Source organism: Rahnella sp. PD12R, from assembly GCF_019200965.1.
Taxonomy (GTDB): domain Bacteria; phylum Pseudomonadota; class Gammaproteobacteria; order Enterobacterales; family Enterobacteriaceae; genus Rahnella; species Rahnella laticis.
Genome location: NZ_JAHTMS010000006.1, coordinates 22,060 through 43,143, shown reverse-complemented (window position 1 = coordinate 43,143; position 21,084 = coordinate 22,060). Strand labels below are relative to the sequence as shown.

20 protein-coding genes and 3 tRNA genes are annotated in these 21,084 nt (G+C 53.9%); 9 read left to right on the top strand and 14 right to left on the bottom strand.

The features are described from left to right. Nucleotides 1–129: 129 nt before the first annotated feature. The 4 genes from KWG64_RS13135 to orn form a co-directional block, all read right to left on the bottom strand. Nucleotides 130–205: transfer RNA gene (locus KWG64_RS13135), tRNA-Gly, on the bottom strand. Nucleotides 206–253: 48 nt separating this feature from the next. Further along, nucleotides 254–329: transfer RNA gene (locus KWG64_RS13130), tRNA-Gly, on the bottom strand. 70 nt (nucleotides 330–399) lie between these two features. Then, nucleotides 400–475, bottom strand: a tRNA-Gly gene (locus KWG64_RS13125). A 317-nt stretch (nucleotides 476–792) separates the two neighbouring features. Continuing rightward, the gene (orn, locus tag KWG64_RS13120) at nucleotides 793–1,338 is read right to left on the bottom strand and encodes an oligoribonuclease (protein ID WP_195813565.1); all 546 of its coding nucleotides are present in this window, start codon (nucleotides 1,336–1,338) and stop codon (nucleotides 793–795) included. Nucleotides 1,339–1,427: 89 nt separating this feature from the next. On the opposite strand from orn, the gene rsgA reads away from it, so the two are divergent. The 3 genes from rsgA (at nucleotide 1,428) to mscM (ending at nucleotide 7,029) form a co-directional block, all read left to right on the top strand. Then, nucleotides 1,428–2,465, top strand: a complete 1,038-nt coding sequence (gene rsgA / locus KWG64_RS13115) for a small ribosomal subunit biogenesis GTPase RsgA (RefSeq protein WP_152325335.1) — start codon at nucleotides 1,428–1,430, stop codon at nucleotides 2,463–2,465. A gap of 177 nt (nucleotides 2,466–2,642) precedes the next feature. Beyond that, the gene (gene asd, locus KWG64_RS13110; protein ID WP_218522142.1) at nucleotides 2,643–3,632 is read left to right on the top strand and encodes an archaetidylserine decarboxylase; all 990 of its coding nucleotides are present in this window, start codon (nucleotides 2,643–2,645) and stop codon (nucleotides 3,630–3,632) included. Between the two features lie 34 nt (nucleotides 3,633–3,666). Further along, nucleotides 3,667–7,029, top strand: coding sequence for a miniconductance mechanosensitive channel MscM (mscM, locus tag KWG64_RS13105; RefSeq protein ID WP_218522141.1), 3,363 nt, complete (start codon nucleotides 3,667–3,669; stop codon nucleotides 7,027–7,029). Between the two features lie 71 nt (nucleotides 7,030–7,100). On the opposite strand, the gene KWG64_RS13100 is transcribed toward mscM, so the two are convergent. The 3 genes from KWG64_RS13100 to epmA all read right to left on the bottom strand — a co-directional run bounded on the left by KWG64_RS13100 (nucleotide 7,101) and on the right by epmA (nucleotide 11,166). Continuing rightward, the gene (locus tag KWG64_RS13100; protein WP_218522140.1) at nucleotides 7,101–8,459 is read right to left on the bottom strand and encodes an 8-oxoguanine deaminase; all 1,359 of its coding nucleotides are present in this window, start codon (nucleotides 8,457–8,459) and stop codon (nucleotides 7,101–7,103) included. Between the two features lie 85 nt (nucleotides 8,460–8,544). Further along, complete coding sequence (locus KWG64_RS13095) at nucleotides 8,545–9,909, bottom strand: nucleobase:cation symporter-2 family protein (protein WP_195823968.1); 1,365 nt, start codon at nucleotides 9,907–9,909, stop codon at nucleotides 8,545–8,547. Between the two features lie 279 nt (nucleotides 9,910–10,188). Beyond that, nucleotides 10,189–11,166: an elongation factor P--(R)-beta-lysine ligase gene (gene epmA, locus KWG64_RS13090; protein ID WP_195813560.1), complete on the bottom strand. Its 978-nt coding sequence runs from the start codon at nucleotides 11,164–11,166 to the stop codon at nucleotides 10,189–10,191. A 283-nt stretch (nucleotides 11,167–11,449) separates the two neighbouring features. On the opposite strand from epmA, the gene frdA reads away from it, so the two are divergent. The 5 genes from frdA (at nucleotide 11,450) to blc (ending at nucleotide 15,420) form a co-directional block, all read left to right on the top strand. Next, entirely contained in the window at nucleotides 11,450–13,249 is a 1,800-nt protein-coding gene (gene frdA / locus KWG64_RS13085; RefSeq protein ID WP_195823969.1) for a fumarate reductase (quinol) flavoprotein subunit, read from the top strand. Continuing rightward, nucleotides 13,242–13,976, top strand: a complete 735-nt coding sequence (locus tag KWG64_RS13080; protein ID WP_195813558.1) for a succinate dehydrogenase/fumarate reductase iron-sulfur subunit — start codon at nucleotides 13,242–13,244, stop codon at nucleotides 13,974–13,976. Before frdA ends, KWG64_RS13080 begins: the two co-directional genes overlap by 8 nt. An 11-nt stretch (nucleotides 13,977–13,987) precedes the next feature. Then, nucleotides 13,988–14,404, top strand: coding sequence for a fumarate reductase subunit FrdC (gene frdC, locus KWG64_RS13075; RefSeq protein ID WP_152325343.1), 417 nt, complete (start codon nucleotides 13,988–13,990; stop codon nucleotides 14,402–14,404). A gap of 9 nt (nucleotides 14,405–14,413) precedes the next feature. Next, complete coding sequence (frdD, locus tag KWG64_RS13070) at nucleotides 14,414–14,773, top strand: fumarate reductase subunit FrdD (protein WP_218522139.1); 360 nt, start codon at nucleotides 14,414–14,416, stop codon at nucleotides 14,771–14,773. 122 nt (nucleotides 14,774–14,895) lie between these two features. Beyond that, complete coding sequence (gene blc, locus KWG64_RS13065; protein WP_101078260.1) at nucleotides 14,896–15,420, top strand: outer membrane lipoprotein Blc; 525 nt, start codon at nucleotides 14,896–14,898, stop codon at nucleotides 15,418–15,420. Between the two features lie 77 nt (nucleotides 15,421–15,497). Here the strand turns inward: blc and KWG64_RS13060 are convergent, their stop codons facing one another. The 3 genes from KWG64_RS13060 to efp form a co-directional block, all read right to left on the bottom strand. Next, complete coding sequence (locus KWG64_RS13060; RefSeq protein ID WP_014333643.1) at nucleotides 15,498–15,632, bottom strand: entericidin A/B family lipoprotein; 135 nt, start codon at nucleotides 15,630–15,632, stop codon at nucleotides 15,498–15,500. A gap of 118 nt (nucleotides 15,633–15,750) precedes the next feature. Continuing rightward, a complete protein-coding gene (locus KWG64_RS13055; protein ID WP_013573743.1) occupies nucleotides 15,751–15,879 on the bottom strand; it encodes an entericidin A/B family lipoprotein in 129 nt (42 codons plus the stop codon). An 88-nt stretch (nucleotides 15,880–15,967) separates the two neighbouring features. Continuing rightward, nucleotides 15,968–16,534 carry an elongation factor P gene (gene efp / locus KWG64_RS13050; RefSeq protein WP_101078258.1) on the bottom strand — a complete coding sequence of 189 codons (567 nt, stop codon included), beginning with the start codon at nucleotides 16,532–16,534 and terminating at the stop codon, nucleotides 15,968–15,970. Between the two features lie 38 nt (nucleotides 16,535–16,572). On the opposite strand from efp, the gene epmB reads away from it, so the two are divergent. After that, nucleotides 16,573–17,601: an EF-P beta-lysylation protein EpmB gene (gene epmB / locus KWG64_RS13045; RefSeq protein WP_165058804.1), complete on the top strand. Its 1,029-nt coding sequence runs from the start codon at nucleotides 16,573–16,575 to the stop codon at nucleotides 17,599–17,601. Between the two features lie 91 nt (nucleotides 17,602–17,692). On the opposite strand, the gene KWG64_RS13040 is transcribed toward epmB, so the two are convergent. The 4 genes from KWG64_RS13040 to KWG64_RS13025 form a co-directional block, all read right to left on the bottom strand. After that, nucleotides 17,693–18,037: a DUF4156 domain-containing protein gene (locus tag KWG64_RS13040; RefSeq protein ID WP_014333641.1), complete on the bottom strand. Its 345-nt coding sequence runs from the start codon at nucleotides 18,035–18,037 to the stop codon at nucleotides 17,693–17,695. Between the two features lie 301 nt (nucleotides 18,038–18,338). After that, the gene (gene groL, locus KWG64_RS13035; RefSeq protein WP_195813556.1) at nucleotides 18,339–19,982 is read right to left on the bottom strand and encodes a chaperonin GroEL; all 1,644 of its coding nucleotides are present in this window, start codon (nucleotides 19,980–19,982) and stop codon (nucleotides 18,339–18,341) included. 53 nt (nucleotides 19,983–20,035) lie between these two features. Beyond that, nucleotides 20,036–20,329, bottom strand: a complete 294-nt coding sequence (locus KWG64_RS13030) for a co-chaperone GroES (protein WP_009636718.1) — start codon at nucleotides 20,327–20,329, stop codon at nucleotides 20,036–20,038. 215 nt (nucleotides 20,330–20,544) lie between these two features. Beyond that, a complete protein-coding gene (locus tag KWG64_RS13025; RefSeq protein WP_152325346.1) occupies nucleotides 20,545–21,036 on the bottom strand; it encodes an FxsA family protein in 492 nt (163 codons plus the stop codon). Between the last annotated feature and the right edge of the window lie 48 nt (nucleotides 21,037–21,084).

Here is a 21,084-nt window from a genome sequence, read left to right as displayed (position 1 = left end):
AAAAACAGCTAAACCTGTGGATAAGTCTGTTTAAAAAATTACTACAAACCGTGTAATGATCGTCTGAATCACGCACGATATATGCATGAAAACGCTGCTGAGAAATGAAAGTAAACTGAAGAAGAAAATTGGAGCGGGAAACGAGACTCGAACTCGCGACCCCGACCTTGGCAAGGTCGTGCTCTACCAACTGAGCTATTCCCGCATTGAGATGCTGATTGCATCCGCTGTAAATTTACAGCTTTTGAAATTTTGGAGCGGGAAACGAGACTCGAACTCGCGACCCCGACCTTGGCAAGGTCGTGCTCTACCAACTGAGCTATTCCCGCGTCGCATGGCACTGCATGTTTTACATCTACATGATAAATCTAAAACACTTAAAACAAACACTTAAAAATTTGGAGCGGGAAACGAGACTCGAACTCGCGACCCCGACCTTGGCAAGGTCGTGCTCTACCAACTGAGCTATTCCCGCTCTGCGCACTCAACGAAATTCTTCATCGGTACGGGGTGCGCATTATACGAGAAATCCTTTTAGCCGCAAGCCCCTGAAAGCAAAAAAACGTTTTTTTTGTTCAAGTGCCGATTAAAACAGCAAACCGGCGATTTAAGCAGCGAAACACGGTGATTTCATGCTCCGTGCGCTTTTATAAAGATTTTTAAAATAAATCGCCTGAATCATTCGAGGTGCAGGAAGGCGGCAAATTCCCGAATCCTGATGAGCTGACATCGATCAGTGATTCGGGTGAGAGAGTGCAGCTAACGCATCTGCAACTTGAAGGATGACGGAGATTAGAGATTAATAAAATGCTCGCGGTAATACGCCAGCTCAGCCACGGATTCACGAATGTCGTCCAGAGCCTGATGCGTGTTTTGCTTCTTAAAGCCGCTCAGCACTTCCGGTTTCCAGCGACGCGCCAGTTCTTTCAGGGTGCTGACATCCAGATAACGGTAGTGGAAGTACGCCTCAAGCTCCGGCATGTACTTAAACAGGAAACGACGATCCTGCCCGACGCTGTTGCCACAAATTGGCGATTTGCCTTCCGGCACCCACTCGCGCAGAAATTCGATCGTCTTTTGCTGTGCGGCATTATCGTCAAACGGACTGGCTTTCACGCGATCAACCAGACCACTGCCGGTGTGCGTACGGACATTCCAGTCGTCCATCAGCGCCAGCTGCGCGTCAGACTGATGAACCGCCATCACCGGGCCTTCAGCCAGAATGTTCAGATGCGCGTCGGTGACCAGCGTCGCAATCTCAATAATGCGGTCGCGCTCAGGATCCAGACCGGTCATCTCCAGGTCGATCCAAATCAAATTCGAGTCATTTGCAGCCATAATGTGTCCTATTACAATGAAAGAGATATAGCTGGTATCATAGACGTTTTGGTCGCACCGAGCGATTAAAGCCAGTCAAGTGAGGCGCAGTGACTAAGTCAAAACTGTCTAAAGGGCAACAACGTCGCGTTCAGACTAACCACCAGCGTCGTCTGACACAGACCGACAAACGGAAAGAGCTGGACGATTCTCTGCACGGCGAACCGCAGGACGGCATCGTCATCAGCCGTTTCGGAATGCATGCGGACGTTGAAGCGGCCGACGGCAGCCAGCACCGTTGCAACATCCGCCGTACCATCCGATCACTGGTCACCGGTGACCGCGTCGTCTGGCGCAAAGGCGAAAACGACAGCGTTAAAGGTATCGTTGAGGCGGTACATGAGCGCACGTCCGTCCTGACGCGTCCTGATTTCTACGACGGCGTGAAACCTATCGCCGCCAACATCGACCAGATCGTCATTGTTTCCGCCATTCTGCCAGAGCTGTCCCTGAACATTATCGACCGCTATCTGGTGGCCTGCGAAACCGTAGAAGTTGAGCCCCTGATTGTGCTCAATAAAATTGACCTGCTCGACGACGAAGGCCGTAAATTCGTCGAAGGCATGATGGACATCTACCGCAAGATTAATTACCGCGTGCTTGAAGTTTCAAGCCAGACCGGCGAAGGCATGCCGGCGTTTGAAACAGCGCTGACGGATCGCATCAGTATCTTTGCCGGTCAGTCAGGCGTGGGGAAATCCAGCCTGCTGAATGCCCTGCTTCCGCCGGAAGAAAAACAGATCGTGGTGAATGAAGTCTCCGACAACTCCGGTCTGGGCCAGCACACGACGACCGCAGCCCGCCTTTACCACTTCCAGCGCGGCGGCGATGTTATCGATTCCCCTGGGGTGCGTGAGTTTGGTCTGTGGCATCTCGCGCCAGAGCAAATCACACAAGGCTTTGTCGAATTCCGCCCTTTCCTCGGTTATTGCAAATTCCGCGACTGCAAACACGGCAGCGATCCGGGCTGTGCAATCCGTGATGCGGTCGATCGCGGCGAAATCGCCGAAGAGCGTTTCGACAACTACCACCGCATTCTGGAAAGTATGGAAGACGTAAAAACGCGTAAAAACTTCGACGCGCTTTAATGTTAAGCCATTGAGCTAAAAGGTTAAGGGCAAACGGGTGAAGTTAACGGAAGTTGAACCGATGATTTCACCCCGTTACAATCCCCCACCTTAAAACACTGTGGGGCCGTCAAAAGACGGCCTCCTGCAAAATGGCCGGTTCAAACCGGTCATTCATACCATCCAAGAGGTTTTCCCGTGCTGGACAGTATCAAAATCAAACTCCAATATTTACTTCCTAAACAAGGATTAACCCGTCTGGCAGGCTGGGGCGCAGATAAACGCGCAGCCACGCTGACGCATTGGGTCATCAAAGCTTTCGCCCGTTTCTACAGCGTGGACATGAAAGAAGCGCAGAACCCGGATCTCAAATCGTACGCCACCTTCAATGAATTCTTTGTCCGTCCGCTGCGTGATGGCGCGCGTCCGGTGATCAGCGGCCTGGACATGCTTTGCCTGCCCGCCGATGGCGCAGTCAGCCAGTTAGGCGCGATTACCGATGGCAAACTGTTCCAGGCAAAAGGCCATTTCTACAGCCTCGAAGCATTGCTGGCCGGAAATTATCTGCTGGCTGAAAAATTCAAAGAAGGCCAGTTCGCCACGATTTATCTGGCGCCGCGCGACTACCACCGCGTACATATGCCGTGCGGCGGCGTGCTGCGCGAAATGATTTACGTGCCCGGCGATCTGTTCTCCGTGAACCCGCTGACGGCGGCCAACGTCCCGAATCTGTTCGCTCGTAACGAACGCGTCATCTGCGTATTTGATACTGAATTTGGCCCGATGGTGCAGATTCTGGTCGGCGCGACCATCGTTGGCAGCATTGAAACCGTCTGGGCAGGCTGCGTTACGCCGCCGCGCGAAGGCATCATTAAACGCTGGACATACCCGGCCGCTGACGAAGAAGGCGCGATTGCGCTGGAAAAAGGCCAGGAAATGGGACGTTTCAAACTGGGCTCAACCGTGATCAACTTGTTTGCTGCAAACCAGATCCGCTTTATGCCACAACTGAGCAACGGCACTGTTACCCGCATGGGTGAACCATTTGCTGAAGCGCTGCGTACACCGGCAGCTGCAACGGCGGAACCTGCGGTACCAGAAGCAATTGTCACTCCGGAAGCACCTGTCATCGCAGAAACGCCGGCTGGTGTGGCCACAGCTGAACCACAAGCGCCTAAAGACTACTGAGTACGCGTTAAACCACTGAAAAGGAATTGACCAAGTGCGCCTGATCCCCGCCCTGCTGATGAGTTTATTGCTGGCTCTGCCTCTGGCGGCGACAGCAACCTCGACCGAAGATCAGCTCAAACAAGAGCTGAAACAGGCGGAAGCCAATAAAGAAATGGCCAATCAGACGCAGGTGGTTGAGGCGCTGCAAAGTGCGCTCAACTGGCTGAATGAGATGAATGTTTCGGCCGGGCGCACCACGCAATACCAGACGGTCATCGATGATTTTCCAAAACTGACACAGGCGCTGCGCCTCGAGTTGCAAAATCAGCCCGAAAAGCCGCCTGCCGTTGATGACAGCATCCCTGCCGCGCAGCTAGAGCAGCAGATTTTGCAGGTCAGCAGTCAGCAGTTGGAAGAAACCCGCCAGTTGCGCCAGGAGCAGGACCGCTTCCGCGATATCAGCGATTCGGTCAGCCAGATCCCCCAACAACAAACCGAAGCCCGGAATGCGCTCAGCGATATTGAGCAGCGCATGCAGGCGGCGGCGGCGGCATCTTCACCGCTGGCGCAGGCTCAGCTCAGCGCGCTTCAGGCAGAATCGGCGGCGCGCAAAGCCAAGGTTGATGAACTGGAACTGGCGCAGCTTTCTGCCAATAACCGGCAGGAACTGTCACGACTCCGCGCTGATCTCTACAAAAAACGCGCCGATTTTCTCGACCAGCAGTTGCAGGCATTGCGCAACATGCTCAACAACCAGCGCCAGCGCGAAGCGGAACAGGCGCTGGAAAAAACCGAGCTGTTAGCCGAACAAAGCGGTGAGCTTCCACATTCCATCAGCCAGCAGTTGCAGTCGAACCGCGAGCTGTCGCTGGCGCTGAACCAGCAGGCGCAGCGCATGGATCTGATTTCCTCGCAGCAGCGTCAGGCTGCCGCGCAGACACAACAGGTTCGTCAGGCAATTAACACTATCCGCGAACAGGCGCAGTGGCTGGGCGCGTCGAATCTGCTGGGCGAAACGCTCAGGGCGCAGGTTTCACGCCTGCCGGACATGCCTAAACCGCAACAGCTTGACCGCGATATGGCGCAGCTGCGCGTCCAGCGTCTGCACTATGAAGATTTACTGGATAAGCAGGCAATTTACCGTCAGGGACGTCAGGACGACGGCAAACCGCTGACGGCGGCGCAGCAAAAAATCCTTGATGCTCAGCTGCGGACGCAGCGTGATTTGCTCAATTCGCTGCTCTCGGGTTGCGATACGCAAATTCTTGAACTGACCAAACTGAAAGTCGCCAACAGCCAGCTGGTGGAAGCGCTGAATGACGTGCATGACGCTGCGCACCGTTATCTGTTCTGGGTCGCCGACGTCAGCCCGATTGGTTTTTCTTATCCGGTGCAGGTCGCACATGACCTGAAACGTCTGGTGTCGCTCGATTCACTGAGCCAGCTCGGCGGTGCATCGATGATGATGATCACCAGCAAAGAAACGCTGCTGCCGCTGTTTGGCGCGCTGATCCTGGTGATTGTCAGCATCAGCTCCCGCAAACACTATTACGCGTTTCTGGCGCGTGCCAGCAGCAAGGTCGGCAAAGTCACCCAGGACCATTTCTCGCTGACGATGCGCACGGTGTTCTGGTCAATTCTGGTCGCCATGCCGTTGCCCGTACTTTGGGCGGCGCTGGGCTTCGGGCTGCAAAGTGCGTGGCCTTATCCGATTGCGGTCGCCATTGGCGATGGCGTGACAGCAACGCTGCCGATCCTCTGGGCGTTTATGGTCAGCGCCGCGCTTGCCCATCCTCAGGGGCTGTTTGTCGCGCACTTTGGCTGGCCTCAGCGCGCCGTTTCGCGGGCTTTACGCTATTACGCCCTGTCAATTTGGGTACTGGTGCCGCTGATTATGGCGCTGATTACCTTCGATAATCTCAATGACCGCGAGTTCTCCAATACGCTGGGTCGCCTGTGTTTCGTTATTCTCTGTCTGGTGGTTGCGCTGGTGACGCACAGCCTGAAACGCGCGGGCATTCCGCTGTACCACGATAAACACGGCAACAGCGAGAACGTCCTCAATAACACGCTGTGGTGGATGTTGCTGGGCGCGCCGGTTGTGGCCGCGCTGGCCTCGCTGATGGGCTTCCTCGCCACATCACAGGCTTTGCTGGCGCGTCTGGAAACCTCGGTTGCCATCTGGTTTGTTCTGCTGGTGATTTATCACATTATCCGCCGCTGGATGCTCATTCAGCGCCGCCGTATCGCTTTTGAGCGTGCAAAACAGCGGCGTGCGGAAATGCTGAACCAGCGCGCCCGCGGTGAAGAAGACGGACATCACGCCAGCAGCAGTAACGAAGGCACGGTGGAAATCGAAGAACCGGTGGTCGATCTGGATGCGATCTCCGCGCAGTCATTGCGGCTGGTGCGATCCCTGCTGACGCTGATCGCGCTGATCTCGGTGATTTTCCTGTGGTCAGAAATTCATTCCGCGTTTTCTTTCCTGGAAAATATTCATCTATGGCAGGTTTCCTCGACCGTTCAGGGCGTGGAAAGCATGCAGCCGATCACCCTCGGATCCGTGTTGATCGCCATTCTGGTGCTGATTATTACCACGCAGCTGGTGCGTAATTTACCCGCCCTGCTGGAACTGGCGCTGCTGCAACATCTGGAGCTGACGCCGGGCACCGGTTACGCCGTGCTGACTATCACCAAGTACGTTTTGCTGCTGATTGGCGGGCTGGTGGGCTTTTCGCTTATCGGAATCGAATGGGCAAAACTGCAATGGCTGGTCGCCGCGCTGGGTGTCGGGCTGGGCTTTGGTTTGCAGGAAATTTTCGCTAACTTCATTTCCGGCCTGATTATTCTGTTCGAAAAACCGATCCGAATCGGCGATACCGTCACCATCCGCAACCTGACCGGCAGCATTACGAAAATCAATACGCGCGCCACGACGATTGCCGACTGGGACCGCAAAGAAATTATCGTGCCGAACAAGGCCTTTATCACCGAGCAGTTCATCAACTGGTCGCTTTCAGATTCCGTCACGCGTGTTGTACTGACCGTTCCGGCGCCATCGGAAGCCAACAGTGAAGAAGTGACACAAATCCTGCTTAACGCCGCGCACCGCTGTTCGCTGGTGCTGGATATGCCTGCGCCGGAAGCATACCTCGTGGATTTACAACAAGGGATTCAGATCTTCGAGCTGCGTATGCATGCCGCCGAAATGGCGCACCGTATGCCGCTTCGCCACGAAATCCATCAGCTGATTCTGGCCGGGTTCCGCGAGCACGGCATCACGCTGCCGTTCCCTCCGTTCCAGGTCCGTATGGAAACGCTGCACCGTGCGCAGAATGGCAATAATGCGACGTTTACCAGCAGCAGCGGCAGTGGTCGCAGCGGTAACAGTTCACGTTCTCCGGGCGATTTGTAATACCGGTTTTGAAATAACGATATTTAATAGAAAACCAGGGGCAGATTTTCTCTGCCCCTGAATCCATTGTTTTACAGATCTGCAATCAGCGCCGCCGCTGCTTTACGGTGCCGAGAAATCAGCGATTTGATATCCATCCCGACAATCTGTCCGTCAATCACCCGCCATTTTCCGCCAACCATCACGCGGTCAGCCCGTTCTGCTCCGCACAACAGCAGCGCGGCAACCGGGTCATGGCTGCCGCTGAAACGTAATTCATCCAGCCGGAAAAGCGCCAGATCCGCCTGCTTCCCGACCGCGATTTGCCCGATATCATTACGCCCGATAAGCTTCGCCGAACCGCGCGTTGCCCAGCCTAAAACTCTTTCCGGCGTGACGTATTCCGCGCCATATTTCAGACGTTGCAGGTAAAGCGCCTGACGCGCTTCGTACATCAGATTCGACGCATCGTTGGACGCAGAACCGTCCACGCCCAAACCGATGGGAACGCCTGCCGCTTCAAGGTCGCGCGTCGGACACATGCCGGACGCCAGGCGCATATTCGACACCGGACAATGGCAGATCCCGGTTCCGGCAGCGCCAAGCCGCTGAATTTCGTCCGCATTGAAATGAATGCCGTGTGCCAGCCACGTCCGGTCATTCAGCCAGCCGACGCTTTCGAGATAATCCACCGTGCGCAGCCCGAACATTTTCAGGCAGAACGCTTCTTCATCCAGCGTTTCCGCCAGATGAGTGTGCAGCCGGACGTCTTCACGCTGCGCCATAGCGGCGCTTTCGCGCATGATGTCCGTAGTCACGGAAAACGGCGAGCACGGCGCCAGCGCAATCTGCATCCACGCCCCGTCACCGCGCTGGTGATAACGGTCGATCAGCCGCTGGCTGTCGCGCAAAATCGTATCTCCCGATTGCACCGTCTGCTCTGGCGGTAAACCTCCCTGCTCTTCTCCGAGGCTCATCGAACCGCGCGTCAGCAGAGCACGCATCCCCAGTTCGCGGACGACCTCAACCTGCACATCAATCGCCTCTTCCATTCCCTGCGGGAACAGATAATGGTGGTCAGTCGTGGTGGTACAGCCGGAAAGCAACAGTTCGGCCATCGCCACTCGGCTGGCGAGCCCCAGCGCTTCAGGCTGCAAACGCGCCCAGACCGGATACAGTTTTTTCAGCCACGGGAACAGCGGCACATTAACCACAGGCGCCCAGGCCCGGGTCAGCGTCTGATAGAAATGATGATGGGTGTTGATGAGGCCGGGCATAAGTATGCAGCCGGTGGCATCGGCAATCTGATCAACCGGCTGTGAGGGTAACTGGCCGGATGCCAGAACTTCGGCGATCGTGGAGCCTTCGACGACGATACCGCCGCGGGCATCGAGTTCATTGGCGGTAAATACCGCCAGCGGATTTTTAATCCAGGTGCGTTGCAAAGACATAACTGACTTCCTCTTCATGAATTCAAAAGTGAGTCAGCTCAGTTATGCCCTGTCTGCTGATCCAGGGGCGCGCGCGCGGAGAACGTTAGTGAACTTTCACCTCTTCTGCCACGGCGATAGCGCGCTCTGCCGGCATCAGCAGATTCAGCAGGATGGCGATCACGCCGCCGCTGGTGACTGCGTGGCCGAAGATATTCCCCACAATCGGCGGGAACTGCGCAAGAACATCGGGCACCGCTTCAATGCCCAGACCGATGCCAAAGGAAATCGCGATAATTAACATTTCGCGGCGGCCAACCGGCGACTGCGTCATGATGCGAATGCCTGCGGCGACCACGCTGCCAAACATCACCAGCGTCGCGCCACCCAGCACCGGCGCAGGGATTTGCTGCAAGACTTCGCCGATAAACGGGAACAGCCCGAGCAACACCAGAACGCCCCCGATGTACATCCCGACATAACGGCTGGCGACGCCGGTCATCTGGATCACGCCGTTGTTCTGCGCAAAAGTGGTATTCGGGAAGGAGGAAAACGCCGCAGCGATAATGCAGCTGACGCCATCGGCCAGGATCCCGCCCTTCAGGCGCTTGCGGAAACTTTCCCCTTCAATGGGCTGCTGCGACAACATGCAGTTCGCCGTCAAATCGCCGACCGCTTCCAGAATACTGATAAACGACACCAGCGCGATTGGCACGAAGATGATCCAGTCAAACTTGAAGCCAAAACGGAACAACTGCGGCAGCGCAAACCAGTCGCCCTGCAACGGTTTAAGCGGCAAATGTCCGGTCAGGGCAGCCGCGATACACCCGACAATAATCCCTAATACTATCGATGAAAGGCGCAGCCAGCGGACATTAATGCGGTTACATGCGACGATCACCAGCAGCGTCAGCGCGCCCAGCGCCAGATTGACCGGCGCACCGAAATTCGCCGCACCGTGCCCGCCTGCCCAGTCTGTAATACTGACTTTAATCAGGCTGATGCCAATCAGGGCAATCACCGTGCCGCTGACCAGCGGAGTAAACACGCGGCGCATCTGCCCGATAAACCGGCTGACCAGAAGCGGAATAAACGCCGCGACAAAGTTCACACCAAAAATCATCGCCATGATGTCTTCAGGCGATCCCCCGCGGCTTTTCACCAGCATTCCTCCGGACAGAATCACACCCAGAAATGCAAAACTGGTGCCTTGAAGGCAAATCATCCCCGCGCCCACCGACATAAACCGGCGCGCCTGAATGAACGTCCCGATGCCGGAAGCCAGCAGCGACATACTGATGAGATAAGGGAGATACGCATTCAGCCCGAGCACCGAACCGATAATCAGCGGCGGAGTAATAATCCCCACCACGCTCGCGAGGACATGCTGGATGGCCGTGAAAAATGCCGGTGCCGGTGCAATGCGCGCCTCCAGACCATAAAGAAGTTCTTTGTCGCCAGATTCAGACATAACGGGATCCCAGAGCTGATTGAGTAGTTATCCTGTAATGCATAAATCAGGCCAGCGGAGAGAAAATTTGCGTTAAATCGTTGAGGAGCCAGCAGGATTGCGGGTTCGCGCCGGGGTGTCATCTCTGAAACTTTAAAATCAGTGTTACGTGCTTTAGGTACTTTTGTTTCACAACAGGAGCAATTTTAATGTTATTGCACAATCACAGGGCAGGGAAAGAAGGCATGACGGGAAAGAAAGAGAATCCTGACCCGAGGGCCAGGATTGGGGAAAACCGACTCAGGCGCGTGTGACCGGGAAGGCCAGCACTTCGCTCAGGCTGCTCGCGCCCAGCGCAATCATAATCAGACGATCAACGCCCAGCGCCACACCGGAACATTCCGGCATTCCGTGTTCCAGAGCATCCAGCAGATTGTTATCGATAGGATGCTGAGGCAAACCGCGCGCGGCGCGTTTACGGTTATCCTGCTCGAAACGCTGACGCTGTTCGCGACCATCGGTCAGTTCGCGGAAACCGTTCGCCAGTTCGATGCCTTTGTAATACACCTCAAAACGCTCAGCAACACGGTGATCTTCGGTGCTGATTTCCGCCAGAGATGCCTGCGTCGCCGGGAAGTGATACACGAAAGTCGGCTTGTCGCGGCCAATATGCGGTTCAACACCCATCGTAAACAGCAACTGCAATAAGGTATCGCGGTCTTCTTCGGTATCCGCGATGTTTGATAAATCCAGCTTCGCGGCAACTTCACGCAGTTCGGTTTTATCCGCAGACAACGGATCCACGCCCAGATGGCGCGTAAATGCCTGCTGATAGGACAGGGTTTCTGCCGTATCGCAATCGAGGACCTGTTGCAGCAGATCATCCACTTCATTCATCAGGCGGTACATGTCATAACGCGGACGATACCATTCCAGCATGGTGAATTCAGGGTTGTGATGGATACCGGCTTCTTCGTTACGGAAGCTGCGGCCCATCTGGTAAATCGGCCCGCTGCCCGCAGCCAGCAAACGTTTCATGTGATATTCCGGGCTGGTCATCAGATACAACGTCATGCCGTCAGCCGCACCCGGCCCGACAAAACGTGTGTCAAAAGGCACCAGATGGATGTCGGTCACCGTGGCCTGGCTCATGGCCGGCGTTTCGACTTCCAGCACGCCGCGATCGGCAAAGAAACGTCGGATCTCAGCGAGAATAGCCGCACGCTTCAACAAATTGGCGACAGGAGCACTGGGTTGCCAGCTTGCCGTTTCGCTCATGGTGATTTACTCCGAATTCAGAAAAGTCATGCAGTCTACCTGCAACCCTCAGGGCAAACAAATATCTCATTTTGCGAAGCAAAATACAGAGAAAGCCTAAACCTGCATTCACATCAAATTACCACTACTCCTCATTAGGTATAATAATTCCCTTACAAATAATAAGAATATTAGCCTCTGGGACAGCGCCTGTATGTCATCAGCGGTGGTTAAGCCTCAGATTCAAAAACATTTTTCGCGGGTGTTTCAAACCCGATCTCATTGATGATAGTGGAGGAATGCAGTGCAAACCTTTAACGCCGACATTGCAATTATAGGTGCAGGTGGGGCGGGTTTACGCGCAGCAATAGCCGCAGCGGAAGCCAATCCCAACCTGAATATCGCGTTGATTTCGAAAGTGTACCCTATGCGCAGCCACACGGTGGCCGCCGAAGGCGGTTCTGCCGCAGTGACGCAAGATCACGACAGCTTTGATTTTCACTTCCAGGATACCGTTTCCGGAGGCGACTGGCTGTGTGAGCAGGACGTAGTGGACCATTTCGTTCATCAATGCCCGACTGAAATGGCGCAGCTTGAACTCTGGGGTTGTCCGTGGAGCCGTAAGGAAGATGGTTCAGTCAACGTCCGCCGTTTTGGCGGGATGAAGATCGAACGCACCTGGTTTGCCGCGGATAAAACCGGTTTCCACATGCTGCATACCCTGTTCCAGACCTCGCTGAAATACCCGCAAATCAAACGATTCGACGAGCATTTCGTTCTCGATATTCTGGTCGATGACGGCCAGGTTCGCGGCGTCGTCGCCATCAATATGATGGAAGGCACCCGCGTACAAATCCGCGCTAACGCTGTCGTAATGGCGACCGGCGGCGCAGGCCGCGTTTACCGCTACAACACCAACGGCGGGATTGTCACCGGCGACGGCATGGGCATGGCGTTCCGTCATGGCATTCCGCTGCGTGATATGGAGTTCGTGCAATATCACCCGACCGGCCTGCCAGGCTCCGGCATTCTGATGACAGAAGGCTGTCGTGGTGAAGGCGGTATTCTGGTGAATAAAGACGGTTACCGTTATTTGCAGGATTACGGCATGGGGCCGGAAACCCCTCTCGGCGAACCGAAAAACAAATATATGGAACTCGGCCCGCGCGACAAAGTGTCGCAGGCGTTCTGGCACGAATGGCGCGCCGGTCGCACCATTTCCACTCCGCGTGGCGATGTGGTGTATCTGGATTTACGTCATCTCGGCGAGAAAAAGCTGCGCGAGCGTTTGCCGTTTATCTGTGAACTGGCGAAAGCTTACGTCGGCGTCGATCCGATCACCGATCCAATCCCGGTACGCCCTACCGCGCACTACACGATGGGCGGGATCGAAACGGATGCGCAGTGCGAAACCCGCATCAAAGGTCTGTTTGCCGTCGGTGAATGTTCATCGGTTGGCCTGCACGGCGCAAACCGTCTGGGCTCCAACTCACTGGCAGAACTGGTGGTGTTTGGCCGCATGGCCGGTGAAAAAGCGGCAGAACGCGCCGCCGAAGCCAAAGATTACGGCAATACCGAAGCCCTCGACGCACAGGTTCGTGATATCGAAAATCGCGTTGATGCGCTGATGAAGCAGGAAGGCGATGAGAGCTGGGCGGCCATCCGCGACGAAATGGGGCTGGCGATGGAAGAAGGCTGCGGGATTTACCGCACCACGGAGTTGATGCAAAAAACCATCGACAAGCTGACCGAGCTGAAAGAGCGTTTCAAACGCGTCAAAATCAAAGATACCTCCAGCGTTTTCAACACCGATTTGCTGTACACCATCGAGCTGGGACACGGGCTGGAAGTGGCCGAATGTATGGCGCACTCTGCCCTGCATCGCCGGGAATCCCGCGGTGCGCACCAGCGTCTGGATGAAGGCTGTACCGAACGCGATGACGTCAATTTCCTTAAGCATACGCTGGCCTTTTATCAGCCAGATTCCGCGCCACGTCTTGAATACGGCGATGTGAAAATCACCACATTGCCACCGGCAAAACGTATGTATGGCGGGGAAGCTGAGAATCACGATAAAAAAGATAAGGAGCAATCACGTGGCTAAAATGCGAAGCCTTAAGGTTGAAATCATGCGCTATAACCCGGAGACGGACAACGCACCGCATCCGGTGGTGTATGACGTGCCTTTCGACGAAACGACGTCGCTGCTCGACGCGCTGGGCTATATCAAAGACTATCTCGCCGCCGATCTTTCCTACCGCTGGTCGTGCCGTATGGCCATTTGCGGTTCCTGCGGCATGATGGTCAACCGTGTGCCAAAACTGGCCTGCAAAACGTTCCTGCGCGAATATCCGGACGGAATGCAGGTGGAGGCGCTGGCAAACTTCCCGGTCGAGCGCGATTTGGTGGTCGATATGACCCACTTTATCGAAAGCCTCGAATCCATTAAGCCGTACATTATTGGCAATACCCGAACTGTAGCGGAAGGCCCGGGCAAACAAACGCCGGCTCAAATGGAGAAATATCATCAGTTCTCCGGCTGTATCAACTGCGGTTTATGTTACGCCGCCTGCCCGCAATTCGGCCTGAACCCGGAATTTATCGGCCCGGCCGCCATTACGCTGGCGCACCGCTATAACCTGGATAACCGGGATCACGGCAAAGCCCAGCGTATGCCGCAGCTTAACGGCCAGAACGGCGTCTGGAGCTGTACGTTTGTCGGTTATTGTTCTGAAGTCTGTCCGAAACACGTCGACCCGGCCGCCGCGATTCAACAGGGCAAAGTCGAAAGTTCGAAAGACTTCATGATAGCGAGGCTGAGACCGCAATGAGGGAGGAAAATATGACGACTCGAACTCAGACCCCGGGCAGCAAACGTAAACCTTACGTGCGCGAAATGCCCGCCAGCTGGTGGCAACGTTCACCTTTCTACCGTTTCTATATGCTGCGTGAAGGCACGTCCGTTCCGGCAGTCTGGTTCAGTATCTTGCTGCTGGCCGGTATTTTTGCCTTACGCAACGGGCCGGAAAGCTGGGCAGGATTTGTACATTTCCTGCAAAACCCGGTGGTCATGCTGATCAACCTGATTGCGTTACTGGCCGCGCTGCTTCACACCAAAACCTGGTTTGAACTGGCACCGAAAGCCTCCATCGTCATTGTGAAAGGCAAGAAGATGGGGCCGGAGCCGGTGATTACCGGTTTCTGGTGCGTAACTGCCGTTGTGACGCTGGTGATCCTCGCCATCGCGCTGTTTCTTTGAGGAGGCGACATGAAAAATACTCTTCCTAAACGTTCAGATGAGCCGGTGTTCTGGGGGCTGTTTGGCGCGGGCGGCATGTGGAGTGCGATTTTTGCGCCGGTGATGATTCTGCTGGTGTGCTTCCTGCTGCCACTGGGGTTTTTCCCCGGTGATGCGCTGAGCTATCCGCGCGTACTGGCGTTCGCACAAAGCTGGATTGGCCGCCTGTTTCTGTTGCTGATGATCGTCCTGCCGTTGTGGTGCGGTCTGCACAGGATCCACCACGCCATGCATGACCTGAAAATCCACATTCCTGCCGGTAAATGGGTGTTCTACGGTCTGGCGATGATCTTAAGCGTTGTCACACTTATCGTGTTGATCCGCCTCTGATCTGAGAAGATCTCCTTCTTCAGCGGTCATTTTCGTGGCCGCTGATTTTTTCCTGCTTTCACCTTTTCTCTTTTCCTCAATTGTTACCTACACTTAGGTGATTACCTAAGGAAGGAACATATATGCGTATCTGGTCAAAACTCGGTGTGATTGTCACGGCACTTTTATCGGTCGCTTGCAGCGTGACGCCACCCAAAGACGTCAAAGTCGTCAGTAATTTCGAGCTTAACCGCTATCTGGGAACCTGGTATGAAGTGGCAAGGCTGGATCACAGCTTTGAAAGCGGGCTTGAACGCGTGACGGCCAATTACAGCTTGCGTGATGATGGCGGTGTGAAAGTTATTAACCGTGGCTTTAATCCTGAGAAAAACAAATGGCAGGAAAGTGAAGGCAAAGGGTATTTCACCGGTTCAACGTCACGTGCGGCGCTCAAAGTTTCGTTCTTTGGCCCGTTCTATGGCGGCTATAACGTCATCGAACTGGATAAAGATTACCGCTATGCGCTGGTTTGCGGGCCGGATAAAAGCTATCTGTGGATCCTCTCACGAACCCCGACGCTGGATGACAGCGTAAAACAGCAACTGCTGAAAACCGCACAAGGCTACGGCTTCGATACCAGCAAGCTGGTGTGGGTCAAACAGCCGTAAGTTTTCCGCCCTTCAGAAACAACACTGCCTGCATCAATGTGCAGGCAGACTTCAGCTTACTTCAACTCACACGCCCATTACTGAGCGCTTTTCTGAATTGCCTGGCCGCCGGCAGAGACATCTTCACCCACGCCACGCGTGGTATTGCAGGCAGTTAACGCAGAAGACAGAACAAGAACAGACAGGATTGCGAGGATACTTTTCTTCAACATATAAAATTCCTTCCTATAAGAGAATGTAAAGTAAGACTCACTAAGTGTAGTTAATTTTCTGAATACGGAAGGGAAAAGGCAGGATTTTAGGACAGTGGGTAAAACGAGGCTGAAGGAATCAGCCTGCTTTGGAAATCGCGCCACCCAGATGCTGGATGTCTTCACCAAAACCGTGAACCGTGTTGCAGCCGGATAACGAAGCCAGCAACATCACTGAAACCACGATAAACATCATCTTCTTCAACATGGAAAACACAATCCCATTCAACAGGTTGAGCCGGAAAGCTGCGACAGGCATTACCCTGTGGCAGCTTTCATCCAGCGTAATAAGAAACTTATTTAACGCGGGAAACGTATTCGCCAGAGCGGGTGTCACAACGGACGATTTCGCCAATCTGCACGAATAAAGGCACTTTAACCACTGCGCCGGTGCTCAGCGTTGCTGGCTTGCCGCCGGTACCTGCGGTATCACCTTTCAGGCCTGGGTCGGTATCAACAACTTCTGCTTCGATGAAGTTCGGTGGCTGGACAGCGATAGGACGACCGTCCCACAGAGTCACGATACATTCAGCGTTGTCTTGCAGCCATTTAGAGGCTTCAGAAACAGTTTTCGCTTCAACACCGTGCTGCTCGAAAGTCTCAGGGTGCATGAAGTGGTAGAACTCACCGTCGTTGTACAGGTAAGTCATGTTGGTATCTACAACGTCTGCGCCTTCGCAAGAGTCAGTAGATTTGAAGGTTTTTTCTACACGGGAGCCGGTCAGAAGACGGCGCATTTTCACACGTGCGAAAGCCTGGCCTTTGCCTGGTTTTACGAACACGCTGTCTTCGATTGCGAAAGGCTCGCCTTCGAACATGATTTTAAGACCCGGACGGAAATCGTTGCTAGAATAAGTCGCCATGATGGCCCTCTAATTTTAAACTGGTATTAGCCAAAAAAATGGCAAACATTGTAACCCTAAACACGCCATTTAGAGAAGATTGGTTGTATCAACTCGGCGATGTTATCACTGACCCGAATGAACTGCTTACTCTTCTGGCACTTAACGACAATGCAGATCTGCAAAGTGGCCATGAAGCCCGTCGTTTGTTCCCGCTTCGCGTGCCCCGTGCCTTTGTAGCACGTATGCAGCACGGCGATCCGCGGGATCCTTTGTTGCTCCAGGTATTGACCGCACGCGAAGAATTTATCGCCGCGCCGGGCTTTACCACCGACCCGCTTGATGAACAACGCAGCGTTGTTCCGGGTCTGTTGCACAAGTATAGCAATCGCGCCCTGTTGCTGGTGAAAGGCGGCTGTGCGGTGAATTGCCGCTACTGCTTCCGCCGCCATTTCCCGTATCAGGACAACCAGGGGAATAAGGCCAACTGGGTTCAGGCGCTGGATTATATCCGTACACAGCCCGAACTCGATGAAATTATTTTCTCCGGCGGTGATCCGCTGATGGCGAAAGATCACGAACTCGACTGGTTGATCGGTGAACTGGAAGGGATCGCGCACATCAAACGCCTGCGTATCCATACCCGTTTACCGGTGGTGATCCCTGCGCGTATCACGGACACGCTCTGTCAGCGCCTTGAACAGTCGCGTTTGCAGGTGCTGATGGTGACGCACATCAATCACGCCAATGAAATCGATGACGCGTTGCGCGCCAGCATGGCGAAACTGAAGCGTCATGGGGTCACGCTGCTCAATCAGAGCGTGCTGTTGCGTGACGTCAATGACTCTGCCGATGTGCTCGCCGCGCTCAGTAATGCGCTTTTTGATGCGGGAATTTTACCTTACTACATCCACGTGCTGGATAAAGTTCAGGGCGCGGCGCATTTCATGGTGAGCGACGATGAAGCGCGCATCATTATGAAAGGGCTGATGAGCAAAGTTTCCGGTTATATGGTGCCGAAACTGACCCGCGAGATTGGAGGCGAACCAAGTAAAACCATTTTGGATTTACGCCTTAAACAGTCGTAAACGCGAATGCCGAAATGCAAAAAGGGATGCCATCGGGCATCCCTTTCGTATTTCTGTGCAGGTTCACGCAGCTAAAGCGTAAACGGCCCGACTATGGGCACTTATAAACCTGGCCGACCATTTTGCTGTCAACCGGTGCAAAGCTGGACAGGAAATTTTGAGACGGGCTGTTGGCACCATAAATGGTATTGCCGCCCATCGCTGCTGCCTTGTTGCGCAGATCGTTGGCCGCACCACGCATTGAGCTACCATCGCCGCCGGTACCGGAGAACCAGTTGCTTTGGGCACCAGTGACTTCACCGAGGAGCTGACAATTTGCGCCTGGTTTGTCGTCCGTGAATTTCACCTGCTGTCCCGCTGCATCCAGTTGATGAGTGGTACTGCACCCGGCAAGCAGCGCGATAGCTGACAGGCCCAGTAACATTTTAATCCGCATCACTTTCCCCATTTGTTTTTGTAATCACATAAAGCCTATCAGAAAACACCTGGCTCTCTTAGGCATCCGTTGCCACGCATACCCAAGGTTCTGCGCTATCGGTATAAATCCGAAAACCACGCAGAAATGAGTCTACACGTTAAACCCGGAAGACATTGAGACTTATCTTACTGAACACGATAAAAAATGGTCAAATAAAAAAACCCGGCCTTTTCAGACCGGGTTTCTTCAGTACGTTAACTCAGACAACAAAACTGCCGCTGATTTGCCGTACCTGCGGATGAACGCAGGAGGATGATGATTACATCATGCCGCCCATACCGCCCATGCCACCCATACCGCCAGCGCCCATATCGACTTTATCGTCTTTAGGCAGGTCGGTGATCATGCACTCAGTGGTGATCATCAGGCCAGCTACAGAAGACGCGTACTGCAGAGCAGAACGGGTCACTTTAGTTGGATCCAGGATACCCATTGCGATCATGTCGCCGTACTGTTCAGTGTAAGCGTTGTAACCGAAGCTACCTTCGCCTGCTTTAACAGTGTTTGCGATTACAGAAGCTTCTTCGCCTGCGTTCACAACGATCTGACGCAGTGGAGCTTCCATTGCGCGCAGAGCAACGCGGATACCCACGTTCTGGTCATCGTTGTCGCCGGTCAGGTTAGCCAGAGTGTGAGCAACGCGAACCAGCGCAACACCACCACCAGCAACCACGCCTTCTTCTACAGCAGCACGGGTTGCGTGCAGCGCATCTTCAACGCGGGCTTTCTTCTCTTTCATTTCAACTTCAGTCGCTGCGCCAACTTTCAGAACAGCTACGCCGCCTGCCAGTTTAGCCACACGCTCTTGCAGTTTTTCACGGTCGTAATCAGAGGTCGCTTCTTCGATCTGCTGACGGATCTGAGATACACGGCCCTGGATGGTTGCTTCTTCGCCAACGCCATCGATGATGATGGTGGTGTCTTTGTTGATCACAACGCGTTTAGCCTGACCCATGTCTTCCAGAGTCGCTTTTTCCAGCTCCAGGCCAATCTCTTCAGAGATTACGGTACCGCCAGTCAGGGTTGCGATGTCCTGCAACATAGCTTTACGACGGTCGCCGAAGCCAGGTGCTTTAACCGCAGCCACTTTCACGATGCCACGCATGGTGTTCACAACCAGAGTCGCCAGGGCTTCGCCTTCAACGTCTTCAGCGATGATCAGCAGTGGTTTACCGGCTTTAGCAACGGCTTCCAGTACTGGCAGCATTTCGCGAATGTTAGAAATCTTTTTGTCAGCCAGCAAAATGAACGGGCTTTCCAGCTCGATTGAACCGGTTTCTGGTTTGTTGATGAAGTATGGAGACAGGTAACCGCGATCGAACTGCATACCTTCAACAACGTCCAGCTCGTCCTGCAAGCCAGTGCCTTCTTCAACAGTGATGACGCCTTCTTTGCCGACTTTTTCCATCGCTTCAGCGATCAGTTTACCGACAGTTTCGTCGGAGTTAGCAGAGATGGTACCAACCTGTGCAATCGCTTTAGAATCAGAGCAAGGTACAGACAGTTTTTTCAGTTCTTCAACAGCGTGGATGACCGCTTTGTCGATCCCGCGTTTCAGATCCATTGGGTTCATGCCAGCGGCAACGGCTTTCAGGCCTTCAGTGATGATGGCTTGTGCCAGAACGGTTGCGGTAGTCGTACCGTCACCCGCTGCATCGTTCGCTTTGGACGCCACTTCTTTCACCATCTGTGCGCCCATGTTTTCGAACTTGTCTTCCAGTTCGATTTCACGTGCAACGGACACGCCGTCTTTAGTGATGGTTGGAGCACCGAAAGATTTGTCCAAAACCACGTTGCGGCCTTTAGGGCCCAGGGTCACTTTTACTGCATCAGCAAGGATGTTTACGCCACGCAGCATTTTCACACGGGCGTCGTTACCGAATTTTACTTCTTTAGCTGCCATTGTTAATTTCCCTTCAATTCGTTCAGTTCAGAAAAAAGTGGGTCGGAGGAAGATCAGGCTTCTACGATTGCCAGGATGTCGCTCTCAGACATAATCAACACTTCTTCATTGTCGATTTTTTCAGCTTTCACGCCGTAGCCGTCGTTGAAGATGACGATGTCGCCAACTTTAACGTCCAGCGCTTTAACTTCACCGTTTTCCAGAATGCGACCATGGCCGACAGCCAGGATTTCGCCACGGGTAGATTTACCAGCAGCTGAGCCAGTCAGAACGATGCCGCCAGCGGATTTAGATTCTACTTCTTTACGCTTGACGATAACGCGGTCATGCAATGGACGAATTTTCATTGATAACTCTCCTGTGAGCGGGTCCATATCTATTTTTAGGGTTGAATGCCTGACAAATGCCTGCCCGGCCTCGTGGTTTGTTTAATGGGGGCGATACACCGCCCTTCAAGGGGAAGAACAGAAAAAATTTCGCTTTTTCTTTTGGCTTTCAGGCCATCCAAACCCGGACTGAAAACTACTTCCCAACAATGTATTAACAATCAAGGCCACAGAGATTAGCGATCGCGGTGCTCTGTGTCGTCATCTTTTTTCGGTGAAACCAGACGTTCCGGTGTTTCATCAGTCCGCTGGAACTCACCTTCAAAGGTATTTCCGGTGGGCGCACTGCTCCCCCAGTTACCGCCAGAGCGAACAATATTCAGATGTGGCATCAGCTTAAGCGTCAGTCGTTTCTGAATCGGTGGCAGCAGGAGCAGCAAGCCGAGGAAATCGGTAAAGAATCCCGGAACCAGCAACAGGAAACCGGCAATCACCAGTGAAACACTTTTCACCATTTCAGCCGCCGGGCTTTCACCGACAGCGAGCTTCTGCTGAAGCTGCATGAACGTTTTCATTCCCTGATTTTTGACCAGAGAAACACCCACGCAGGAGGTGAATACCACCAGCAATAATGTCGTGGCAACGCCAACGACCGCGGCCACCTTGATAAATAAGGTGATTTCAATATAAGCCAGCAGGAATAACAGTAGTAACGGTAACCAGCGCACCGCATTCTCCTTGTGATTTGGCCCCGAAGTTCTTTTTCAGAAACGCTC

Coding starts and splice junctions, on each gene's coding strand:
- orn (WP_195813565.1), bottom strand. CDS start 1,338: ATGGCTGCAAATGACTCGAATTTGATTTGGATCGACCTGGAGATGACC.
- KWG64_RS13100 (WP_218522140.1), bottom strand. CDS start 8,459: ATGTCTTTGCAACGCACCTGGATTAAAAATCCGCTGGCGGTATTTACC.
- KWG64_RS13095 (WP_195823968.1), bottom strand. CDS start 9,909: ATGTCTGAATCTGGCGACAAAGAACTTCTTTATGGTCTGGAGGCGCGC.
- epmA (WP_195813560.1), bottom strand. CDS start 11,166: ATGAGCGAAACGGCAAGCTGGCAACCCAGTGCTCCTGTCGCCAATTTG.
- frdC (WP_152325343.1), top strand. CDS start 13,988: ATGACGACTCGAACTCAGACCCCGGGCAGCAAACGTAAACCTTACGTG.
- frdD (WP_218522139.1), top strand. CDS start 14,414: ATGAAAAATACTCTTCCTAAACGTTCAGATGAGCCGGTGTTCTGGGGG.
- blc (WP_101078260.1), top strand. CDS start 14,896: ATGCGTATCTGGTCAAAACTCGGTGTGATTGTCACGGCACTTTTATCG.
- KWG64_RS13060 (WP_014333643.1), bottom strand. CDS start 15,632: ATGTTGAAGAAAAGTATCCTCGCAATCCTGTCTGTTCTTGTTCTGTCT.
- KWG64_RS13055 (WP_013573743.1), bottom strand. CDS start 15,879: ATGTTGAAGAAGATGATGTTTATCGTGGTTTCAGTGATGTTGCTGGCT.
- efp (WP_101078258.1), bottom strand. CDS start 16,534: ATGGCGACTTATTCTAGCAACGATTTCCGTCCGGGTCTTAAAATCATG.
- epmB (WP_165058804.1), top strand. CDS start 16,573: ATGGCAAACATTGTAACCCTAAACACGCCATTTAGAGAAGATTGGTTG.
- KWG64_RS13040 (WP_014333641.1), bottom strand. CDS start 18,037: ATGCGGATTAAAATGTTACTGGGCCTGTCAGCTATCGCGCTGCTTGCC.
- groL (WP_195813556.1), bottom strand. CDS start 19,982: ATGGCAGCTAAAGAAGTAAAATTCGGTAACGACGCCCGTGTGAAAATG.
- KWG64_RS13030 (WP_009636718.1), bottom strand. CDS start 20,329: ATGAAAATTCGTCCATTGCATGACCGCGTTATCGTCAAGCGTAAAGAA.